The sequence below is a fragment of the Thiocystis minor genome (assembly GCF_016653465.1).
Classification (GTDB): domain Bacteria; phylum Pseudomonadota; class Gammaproteobacteria; order Chromatiales; family Chromatiaceae; genus Chromatium; species Chromatium minus.
In genome coordinates this window covers 25,715-35,499 of sequence record NZ_NHSQ01000150.1, presented here as the reverse complement: position 1 = coordinate 35,499, position 9,785 = coordinate 25,715, and the positions used below count along the sequence as shown (strand labels likewise).

Below are 9,785 nucleotides of genomic sequence, written 5' to 3'. Positions count from 1 at the left end.
CAAGTGCTCAGCAAGAAGGTGAACCGCGGGACGTTGAGCGCGTTCATGGCGAATCGCCCACCGTGCCTGGTGGCGATGGAGGCGTGCGGGAGCGCGCACCATTGGGCGCGGGTGTTTCGCGGCTTCGGCCATGAGGTGCGGCTGATCGCCCCGCCGTTCGTCAAGCCGTTCGTGAAATCCAACAAGAACGACGCGGTCGATGCCGAGGCGATCTGCGAGGCGGTGCAGCGGCCGAACAGGCGCTTTGTGGCGATCAAGACGGTCGAGCCGCAGGACATCCAGGCGATCCATCGGATGCGCCGTCTCAACGTCGAGCGGCGCACCGCCCAGATCAACCAGGTGCGTGGTCTGCTGTTGGAAGACGGAATCGAGATTCCCCAAGGGCGCGCGGCGCTGATGCGAGGCCTGCCCGAGATTCTCGAGGACGCCGACAACGGCTTGAGCGAGCGCTTTCGTACCGAACTCAACCGCCTGCTTGAGGAACTGCGCCATCTCGATGAGCAGGTGACCCATGATGATACCCAGATTCAGATGATCGCCCAGAGCGATGAGACGGTCCAGCGGCTGATGACGATCCCCGGCATCGGTGCCCTCGTGGCGACCGCACTGTTGGCGGCTGTCGGCGAGGACGTCAGCCTGTTTCGCAACGGTCGCGGCTTAGCCGCCTGGCTCGGGCTGGTCCCGCGGCAGCATTCCACCGGCGGACGCGAGCGCCTGCTCGGGATCAGCAAGCGCGGCGACGTCTACCTGCGCCAGCTGCTCATCCACGGGGCACGCGCCGTCATGCGCTGGGTCGAGCGCAAGGAGGATCCGACCAGCCGCTGGGCGACGGCCCTCAAGGCACGCCGTCACACCAATGTCGCCGTCGTGGCGCTGGCCAACAAGATTGCACGGATCGCCGATGCCGTCATGAGCACCGGCAAGCCCGACGACCCGGCGGTCGGCAAGCCGATCGCGGCCACCGCTTAAGACCGGCGAGACGCGCCCTCAGGCGGGTTGAGCCGCGACCTTCCGGTCGTCGCCACCGAGTAACGAGTACCGAACACCACGAGTTGCGAAGAGTGAACATCACGGTGATGGCATGAAAGGCACGGCCTGCCTTCCTGAAAACCTGGTTTACCCATCAGCCGGCTGAGCCGAGACTGTCAGGATGATGAGGACGGGAAGGCGCGCGAATTCCATCAGGGCACGAGGGTCGGCGACGACACCTCACCGATGCCGGATAGATGGCTGCAACGTCTCCTTCTGTCAAAAACAGCGATTTCCCTCTTGCATCGCGGGGCGGACCATATATGGTTAGAGGTCTAGGCCGAGCTGTTCAGCCCGTTTCTCGCGGCGTTCTTGATACAGCACATAGGCGCGAATCTTCTCCGCGTCCAGGCCCAGGGTATCGACACAGTAGCCGCGTGCCCAGAAATGATTTCCCCAATAGGGCTTACGCTTGAGTTCACGGAATTGGTTGAAGACCCGAATCGCCGTGCGACCTTTGACGGTCCCAACAAACGCCGAAATAGCCACTTTGGGCGGGACCATGACTAACAGGTGCACATGGTCGGCTTGAAGTTCAACTCGATGACTTCCGCTTTCTGTTGCTCGGCAAACGCTCTGATGCAACGGGCGACTTCTTCGCCGACACGACCAGTCAGAATGCGGAAACGATACTTCGGCACCCAGACAATATGGTACTGACAGTGCCAAATGGCATGTGATAATTTCCTGAATCGACTCATTGGTTTCTCCTGATCGAACGTTGTGGGGACAACGCCACAGGAGTAGCAAATGAGTCGTTCAACCGGCAAAGCCGTTGAACTCTGACCACGCCCAAAGGGCGTGGATTTCTACGTTACGATTAATTCTACTTTGTTACCTTCAAAAAATCTTTAAGTGTTTAAATTTTATGATAATAAACAAAAATACACATAAACAATAGGGTTCTAGTGGCGCGTTGAGCGCCTATAATCACCCATAAACCGCCAACATCTATCTTCAATAGGGGCATAGTAAATGAAGATTTATTGCGCCTAATAAAAAATAACTTAAAATTCATTAATTTATGCGACAGTCAAAGTTAACAAAGTAGAATTAAAAACAGCTTTTTACAAAATCCTGTCCATCCTGAGCAATTCTGTTAATCCTGTCCATTCATCACCTTCCTGTTGGGTAGATTGTTTTCAGAAAATCACCTTAATAGTAGAGGGTCGAGACACGCCAGCCTTGCCGGTCAAGGTGCAGCCGCAGGATCACCGGCTGCGCGTTGCGCTGACCGATTCGCACCCGAAAATACCTCGGGTTCTCGAAAAAGCCGACAGCGGGGATGGGTGGCGAGCCGTCCTTCGGGAGCCTTCTTGAGGTCAGCTGCTCCCGCACCCAATCGAGCGTGACACTGTGTTCCAGCGCATGGATGCCATGATGTCGGATCCCCAATTCCAACCACTCGATAAAGTTGTCAGACAAGCCATCGATGGCGCTGACGCGCTCCTTGTTGAGTCGGCGCGCCAGTTCTTCGCGAATCGCATCCAGGTCCACCAGCTGCTCCAGTGTCGTCTCATCACCCTGGGCGAGTGCGCGATTCAGGCGCCAGAGTGTTGCATAGGGCCAGAGTCCGTAGAGGATAACCAGCGCCAGCCCCAGGATCGATAAGCGTCTGACTGACCGACGCGCGAGTCGCCACCAGTGACGGATGAGCACCCAGATCCGATGACGCGAGCGCGCAAGCGCCGGCATCAATAGAACCGCTTTCTCACGCGCGCGCATTCGAGTCATCGTCGCGGGCATGAAATTGTTCGATGGACTCGCTGACCTCAAGCCAGGCGTCCTCGGTCGCTTCCAGATCCGCGCTCACCTGACGCTGCTCGGCCAGCAGTGCCAGCAGTCGCGCCTTGCTCTCGGGCGCGTAGAGATCGGATGCCGCCAGCGCCTGATCCAGGGCCGCGCGGCGTGCGTTGAGCGTCGCGAGCCGCTGTTCCAACTGCTTTTCGCGGTCGCGCAGCGGCTGTAATGCCTTGCGCGCCTCCGCCGACTGCCGACGCTGCTGCTTGCGGTCGCCGCCGTCGCGAGCGTTGTCCGTCGCGTCCGCCGGCCGCGCGGCTGGATCGCGTCCCGCCAGCCAAGCCGGGTAATCGTCCAGATCGCCGTCGAACAGGCGCACCCCGCCGCCGTCCACCAGCATCAGGGTATCGCTGGTCACGCGCAGCAGATGACGATCGTGCGAGACCAACACCAGCGCCCCCTCGAAGCCCTGCAACGCCTCGCTGAGCGCGTGGCGCATCTCCAGATCCAGATGATTGGTCGGTTCGTCGAGCAGCAGCAGATTGGGCTTCTGACGGATGATCATGGCCAGCACCAGTCGCGCCTTCTCGCCGCCCGAGAGCGGCGCGATCGGATCGAGCGCGCGGTCGCCGGCGAAACCGAAACCGCCCAGATAGTTGCGCAGGGTCTGTTCGGTGGCGTTCGGATCGAGTCGGCGTAGATGGCCGAGCGGGGTGCCGTGGCGGTCGAGTTGATCCAGTTGATGCTGGGCGAAATAGCCCACGCGCAGATCCTGCGCGCGCTCGCACTGACCCGACAATAGCGGCAGCTCGCCGGCCAGCACCTTGATGAGGGTGGATTTGCCCGCCCCGTTGCGTCCCAGCAGACCGATGCGGTCGCCCGGCTCCAGACTGAAGCCGACGCTCTGGAGGATCGGCTTCGCGCCATAGCCGGCCGTCGCCTTGTCCATCCGCAGCAGTGGACGGGGCAGATTTCCGGCCGGCTCGAAACCGAAGCGGAAGGGCGAGTCGATATGCGCCGGCGCAATCAGCTCCATGCGCTCCAGCGCCTTCACCCGACTCTGCGCCTGACGCGCCTTGGTCGCCTTGGCGCGGAAGCGCTCCACGAAGCTGTGCATGTGGGCGATTTCGCGTTGCTGACGGACATAGGCCGACTGTTGCTGGGCGAGCCGCTCGGCGCGCTGGCGCTCGAAGGCGGAATAATTACCCGCGTAGAGCGTCAGTCGCCGATGTTCCAGGTGCAGGATGTGGCTGCCGACCGCGTCCAGAAAGTCGCGGTCATGCGAGATCAGCAGCAAGGTGCCCGGATAGCTCTTGAGCCAGCCTTCGAGCCAGATCACGGCGTCCAGATCGAGATGGTTGGTCGGCTCGTCGAGCAGCAGCAGATCCGAGCGGCACATGAGCGTGCGCGCCAGCGCCAGACGCATCCGCCAGCCGCCCGAGTAGCTGTTGACCGGGCGGCGTTCGTCGCCGGGCGCGAAGCCCAGGCCATGCAGCAGACGCGCGGCGCGGCTTTCGGCGTCGTAGCCGCCGATGGATTCCAGCCGGCCCAGCAGTTCGCCGTGACGCAGTCCGTCGCCGGCAGCATCGGCGGCGGTTAGCTCGCTCTCGATCTGGCGCAGTTCGCGGTCGCCATCCAGCACGAACTCGATGGCCGCGCGATCGGTGTCCGGGGTGTGCTGGGCGACATGCGCGACCTCCCAGCCGGTCGGGATCGAAAACTCGCCCGCGTCCGCGTGCAGATCGCCCAGCAGTAAGGCGAAGAGGCTCGATTTTCCGCAGCCATTAGCGCCCACCAGACCCACCTTCTGGCCGGGATAGATGGCGAGCGACGACTCCTCCAGCAGGAGGTTGGGGCCACGGCGGAAACTCAGGTCTTTCAGTTGAAGCATGATCGTCGCGGCAAGGAGAGTGAAGAGGTCAACGCGATGCCCTGCGCGGATGACGGAAAACGGGGTGCGGTGAAGCTCAATCCAAGCGTCGACGCGGCATAAATTGTTGCATGCATGCCACCAAAATAGGATTTTGTGACCGCCATTCTAGCAGATGGAAGGGATTTCCCTCATCAAATTGTTGCGCGGTTTGCCTAAAGTGTCGCTAAAAAGAGAATGTGGAGGGCGGGCCCGGTGGCGCCATCTCGCGGATGGCCTGTCGGTTGGCGTCACCGCGCTCAGGCGTGCGGCTGTCCCCGGTCGAGACGACGATAGCCGATGGCTTCGCTCAGGTGCGTGGAATCGATGGCGTTCGCCTGCTGAAGATCGGCGATGGTCCGGGCGACCTTCAGGATCCGATGGTAGGCCCGCGCCGAGAGCGCGAGGCGGGTCAGCGCCTGTTCCATCAGACGCCGCCCGGCCTCGTCGAGCGCGCAGTCGCGATCGATCTCGCTTGGTGTCAGCGCGTTGTTCGGCTTCCCGGAGCGGGTCTGCTGGATGGCGCGGGCGGCGGCGACCCGCGCGCGCACCTGCGCCGTGGTTTCAGCGTCGGCGGGGCGCGGTCCGCCGAGCCGCGAGACATCGAGCCGGGGTACCTCGACGTGCATGTCGATGCGGTCGAGCAGGGGGCCGGAGATGCGTCCGCGATAGCGCCCGATCTGCTCGATGGTACAGCGGCAGCGCCCGCTGCTGTCGCCCAGATAGCCGCAGGGACAGGGATTCATGGCCGCCAGCAACTGGAAGCGCGCCGGAAAGCGCGCCTGTCGTGCCGCCCTGGAGATATCGATATGGCCCGACTCCAGCGGTTCGCGCAGCACCTCCAACACCTTGCGGTCGTATTCCGGCAGTTCGTCGAGAAAGAGCACGCCCTGATGGGCCAACGAAATCTCGCCCGGCCGGGGATTGCTACCGCCGCCGACCAGCGCGACCCCAGACGCGGTATGGTGCGGCGACCGGAAGGGCCGCTCGCGCCAGCGGCTCGGGTCAAACCGATCCCGGTCGCTGACCGAGCGGATCGCCGCCGTCTCCAGCGCCTCCGACTCGGTCATGGGCGGGAGCAGACCCGGCAGCCGGTTGGCCAGCATCGACTTGCCCGTGCCGGGCGGGCCGATCAACAGCAGGCTATGCCCCCCGGCGGCGGCAATCTCCAGCGCCCGCTTGGCATGCTCCTGGCCGCGCACCTCGGCCAGTTCGGGATAGGCGGGATCGTCGTCATGGCCGGAATCCTCGCCCGACACGAAGGCGGAGAGCGGGCGGGTGCCGTTCAGATGTTCGCAGACCTCCATCAAATGACCCGCCGGACGCAGCGACAGACCGCTGACCAGCGCCGCCTCGGCGGCATTCTCGCGTGGCAGGATGAGTTCGCGGCCCGCGTCGCGCGCGGCGACCGCCGCTGGCAGCACCCCATTGACCGGCCGTAGCGCGCCGGACAGGGCCAGTTCGCCGATGAACTCATAGTGATCGAGCGCATTGGTGGCAACCTGACCCGAGGCGCCCAGGATGCCGAGCGCGATCGGCAGATCGAACCGACCGCCTTCCTTGGGCAGATCCGCGGGCGCCAGATTGATGGTGACGTGCCCGTCGGGAAAGCGGAAACGCCCGTTGAGCAGGGCGCCGCGCACCCGATCCTTGCTTTCTTTCACCGCCAGCTCCGGCAGGCCGACCATCGAGAGCGACGGCAGCCCGCCGGACAGATGGACCTCGACCGTCACCGCCGGGGCATGGATGCCGACGCGGGCGCGGCTGTATAGGATGCAGAGCGCCAAGTCCCTGGCCGCGCGCTCAGTCCGCTTGCGGTCGGCTGACCGCGAGCGCCTGCTCCAGCGCCGTCACCTGCGTCTCCAGCGCGATGAGTTTTTCGCGTGTCCGCGCCAGCACCGCCGACTGCACGTCAAACTCCTCGCGCGTCACCAGATCCAGCCGGGCCAGCCCCGATTCTAGTGAAGCCCGGAGGTTGCGATTGATGTCTTCCTGCAACACCTGGATACCCTTCGGCATGGCCGAGGACAGACGCTGGAACAGGTCGTCGAATTGTTTTGGATCCAACATTGGGAGTTACCTCTGCGCGGGGGTCGGTTGCGACCCGTGACAAATCAACCGCGGCCCGTTCGTTGGGGGAAAGCGGCCGGGGGAGAATGCTAGCGAACATTATAGGGATGGTGCGTTCTCGCGTCTGCGCCGAAAGCCGCACTCTTGCGGTGCAAGCCGGAGTCATGTCCAAAAGTGCTGTTTTAAGTTGGTGCAGTATCTGTTGTAAATTTGGTGCAAATAACAAAAACGTCTTGTTTTTGCCCCAATCATAGAATGGCATGTACCATGCATAAGTCAAACGTAAGTCGTCGCGGCTTTCCGGCCTTATGCCAGGCGCCAGTTCGCCGCGCTTTATATAGATGCCTGGGCAATGAAGAGGTACAACCCAATGAAACCACAACACATCAGCGCCGCACTGGCAGTTGGCGCATTGACCATGAGCGCGGGCGCTTTTCAGGCCGCCATGGCCGAGGATCCCCACTCGATCAGCGCCAACATTGGCGTCGTCAGCAACTACATGTGGCGCGGACAGACCCAGACCGATAATCAGCCAGCGGTTCAGGGCGGACTCGATTATGCCCACGTGAGTGGTTTCCACGCCGGAGCCTGGCTGTCGAATGTTGATTTCCTCGACAGCGAGGGGAACGACACCAATTATGAACTCGACGTCGCCGCCGGTTTCGGTCAGTCGATCAATGATGATTTCAGTTACGACATCAACGCGATCTACATCGCGTATCCGGATGGCCGCGACCTCGACTTTGCCGAGATCGGCGCCAGCACGACCTACAAATGGCTTACCACGGGCATTGCCTACACCGTTTACGGGCAGGCCGACGATGCGCCTGGCGTCGCTGACTCCGAGGCGCTTTACATCCAAGGCGACCTTTACTATCACGCCGCGCTGGACTTCGTGCTGCCCTATAACCTGGGCCTGAATCTCCACGGCGGATACTACGACTTCCGCTACAACGAAGGCGGCAACGATTATGGCCATTGGGGCGCCTCCATCAGCCGCGAAGCCGGCGATTTCGGCACCTTCAGCTTCAACTACGATCAGATCGGCCGCGACACCTACGACGAGGATCCGAAGCTATGGATCGGCTGGAATAAGGAATTCTGATCTCGGCAACTTTCGCGACGTCAACCCCACGGCTTGGGGCGTGATCGCCCCAGTCTTCAACAGGAGCTAAAACGCCATGAAAATGGTTGCAGCCGTCATTAAACCCTTCAAGCTCGACGATGTCCGCGAGGCGCTGGGAGACATCGGCGTTTCCGGCATCACCGTCATCGAAGTCAAGGGCTTCGGACGCCAGAAAGGCCATACCGAACTCTATCGTGGCGCCGAATACGTCGTCGATTTCCTGCCGAAGATCAAGGTCGAGATCGCCGTCGACGACGACATGGTCGAGAAGGTGATCGAGGCGATCAGCAATGCCGCCCGCACCGGCAAGATCGGCGATGGCAAGATCTTCGTGTTCGAACTCAATCAGGTCATTCGTATCCGTACCGGCGAGACCGGGCCGGACGCATTGTGACCGCCGCTAAGGAGACCCTATCGATGTCCAAACTGGATCCCAAACGGCTTGTTACACCGGCCCTGGCCGGCCTGCTAACCCTGGCCCCAATGCTCGCGCTGGCGCAGGAGGAGGTTCCCGTCCTGAACAGTGGCGATACCGCCTGGATGCTGACCGCTACCGCGCTGGTGCTGTTCATGACCATCCCCGGCCTGGCCCTCTTCTACGGTGGCTTGGTGCGTTCCAAGAACGTGCTTTCGGTGCTGATGCAGTGTTTCGCGATCACCGCGCTGATGACCGTGCTCTGGGTGATCTACGGCTATAGCCTGGCCTTCTCGACCACCGGGATGGAAAAAGGTGTCCTGAATCTCAATTCCTTCATTGGCGGATTCGATAAGGTTCTGTTGGGCGGCGTGACCCGCGAGAGCCTGACCCTCGCCATCCCCGAGACGGTCTTCGCCACCTTCCAGATGACCTTCGCGATCATCACCCCGGCCCTGATCGTCGGTGCCTTTGCCGAGCGCATGAAGTTCTCCGCCCTGCTGTGGTTCATGGGGATCTGGTTCACCATCGTCTACCTGCCGATCGCGCACATGGTGTGGAGCGGCGACGGCGCCATGATGTGGGACTGGGGCGTGCTCGACTTCGCCGGCGGGACCGTGGTGCATATCAACGCCGGTGTCGCCGGCCTGATCGCGGCGCTCGTGCTGGGTAAGCGCAAGGGCTATCCGACCACCGCCATGCCGCCGCATAACCTCGGCTATACCGTGATCGGCGCCTCGATGCTGTGGGTCGGCTGGTTCGGCTTCAACGCCGGCAGCGCGGTCGCGGCCAACGAGAGCGCTGGCATGGCGATGCTGGTCACCCAGATCGCCACCGCCACCGCGGCATTGGCCTGGATGTTCTCGGAGTGGGTCAACCACGGCAAGGCCAGCGTGCTCGGTATCGCCACCGGCGCCGTTGCCGGTCTGGTCGCCATCACACCCGCATCCGGGACTGCCGGTCCGCTCGGCGCGCTGGCGATCGGCGCGGCTTCCGGCGTCATCTGCTTCCTGGCCTCGACCAAGCTCAAGCGGGCGCTGGGCTACGACGACTCGCTCGATGTCTTCGGCGTTCATGCCGTCGGCGGCATCGTCGGCGCGCTGCTGACCGGCATCTTCGCCGCCGCGAGTTTGGGCGGCGCCGGTCTGGCCGATGGCGTGACCATCGCCGGCCAGCTCTGGATCCAGACCAAGGGCGTGTTGGTGACCCTGGTCTACACGGCGGTTTTGAGCTATATCATCCTCAAACTGGTCGATCTGACGATCGGTCTGCGGGTGAACGAGGAGCAGGAAACCGAGGGACTCGACCTCTCGCAGCACGACGAACGCGGTTACATTCTCTGAACCGTTCGCGGCGGACGAATGGATTCGGCCGCCACCCAGATCTTTTCTCTACCTGCCACGGAGCAGGCTCCCACTGACACGACGCTCCGATTCCCGCCGGCAAGCTCCTTGCCGGCATCTCGAAGGGGTCGGAAATCGTCGATTTTCTCTGCT

At 62.4% G+C, this 9,785-nt stretch carries 8 protein-coding genes and 1 pseudogene; 4 read left to right on the top strand and 5 right to left on the bottom strand.

Annotated elements, in window-relative coordinates:
* A partial coding sequence (locus CCR95_RS20300) for an IS110 family RNA-guided transposase (RefSeq protein ID WP_201097873.1) occupies window positions 1-969 on the top strand: 969 nt, incomplete at its 5' end.
* A gap of 327 nt (window positions 970-1,296) precedes the next feature.
* Here CCR95_RS20300 and tnpA read toward each other — a convergent pair.
* From tnpA to ubiK, 5 genes and pseudogenes are all read right to left on the bottom strand, one after another.
* Window positions 1,297-1,730 (bottom strand): annotated as a pseudogene (gene tnpA, locus CCR95_RS20295) (IS200/IS605 family transposase).
* 454 nt (window positions 1,731-2,184) lie between these two features.
* Complete coding sequence (locus CCR95_RS20290) at window positions 2,185-2,754, bottom strand: DUF2939 domain-containing protein (RefSeq protein ID WP_201097871.1); 570 nt, start codon at window positions 2,752-2,754, stop codon at window positions 2,185-2,187.
* Window positions 2,741-4,660 (bottom strand): ribosomal protection-like ABC-F family protein, encoded by a 1,920-nt coding sequence (abc-f, locus tag CCR95_RS20285; RefSeq protein ID WP_201097869.1) that lies wholly within the window; start codon window positions 4,658-4,660, stop codon window positions 2,741-2,743. Before abc-f ends, CCR95_RS20290 begins: the two co-directional genes overlap by 14 nt.
* A 278-nt stretch (window positions 4,661-4,938) precedes the next feature.
* On the bottom strand, window positions 4,939-6,465 hold the full coding sequence (locus CCR95_RS20280) for a YifB family Mg chelatase-like AAA ATPase (protein WP_201097867.1): 1,527 nt from the start codon (window positions 6,463-6,465) through the stop codon (window positions 4,939-4,941).
* A gap of 16 nt (window positions 6,466-6,481) precedes the next feature.
* Window positions 6,482-6,748 carry a ubiquinone biosynthesis accessory factor UbiK gene (ubiK, locus tag CCR95_RS20275; RefSeq protein WP_201097865.1) on the bottom strand — a complete coding sequence of 89 codons (267 nt, stop codon included), beginning with the start codon at window positions 6,746-6,748 and terminating at the stop codon, window positions 6,482-6,484.
* Window positions 6,749-7,118: 370 nt separating this feature from the next.
* On the opposite strand from ubiK, the gene CCR95_RS20270 reads away from it, so the two are divergent.
* From CCR95_RS20270 to CCR95_RS20260, 3 genes are all read left to right on the top strand, one after another.
* Window positions 7,119-7,853: a TorF family putative porin gene (locus CCR95_RS20270; protein WP_201097861.1), complete on the top strand. Its 735-nt coding sequence runs from the start codon at window positions 7,119-7,121 to the stop codon at window positions 7,851-7,853.
* A 76-nt stretch (window positions 7,854-7,929) separates the two neighbouring features.
* On the top strand, window positions 7,930-8,268 hold the full coding sequence (gene glnK / locus CCR95_RS20265; protein ID WP_201097860.1) for a P-II family nitrogen regulator: 339 nt from the start codon (window positions 7,930-7,932) through the stop codon (window positions 8,266-8,268).
* Window positions 8,269-8,291: 23 nt separating this feature from the next.
* Entirely contained in the window at window positions 8,292-9,632 is a 1,341-nt protein-coding gene (locus CCR95_RS20260; RefSeq protein WP_201097856.1) for an ammonium transporter, read from the top strand.
* The last annotated feature ends 153 nt before the right edge of the window (window positions 9,633-9,785 follow it).

Bases quoted from the DNA above. Each gene is read 5' to 3' on its own strand.
- CCR95_RS20290 (WP_201097871.1), bottom strand. From the start codon at position 2,754: ATGCGCGCGCGTGAGAAAGCGGTTCTATTGATGCCGGCGCTTGCGCGC.
- abc-f (WP_201097869.1), bottom strand. From the start codon at position 4,660: ATGCTTCAACTGAAAGACCTGAGTTTCCGCCGTGGCCCCAACCTCCTG.
- ubiK (WP_201097865.1), bottom strand. From the start codon at position 6,748: ATGTTGGATCCAAAACAATTCGACGACCTGTTCCAGCGTCTGTCCTCG.
- CCR95_RS20270 (WP_201097861.1), top strand. From the start codon at position 7,119: ATGAAACCACAACACATCAGCGCCGCACTGGCAGTTGGCGCATTGACC.
- glnK (WP_201097860.1), top strand. From the start codon at position 7,930: ATGAAAATGGTTGCAGCCGTCATTAAACCCTTCAAGCTCGACGATGTC.
- CCR95_RS20260 (WP_201097856.1), top strand. From the start codon at position 8,292: ATGTCCAAACTGGATCCCAAACGGCTTGTTACACCGGCCCTGGCCGGC.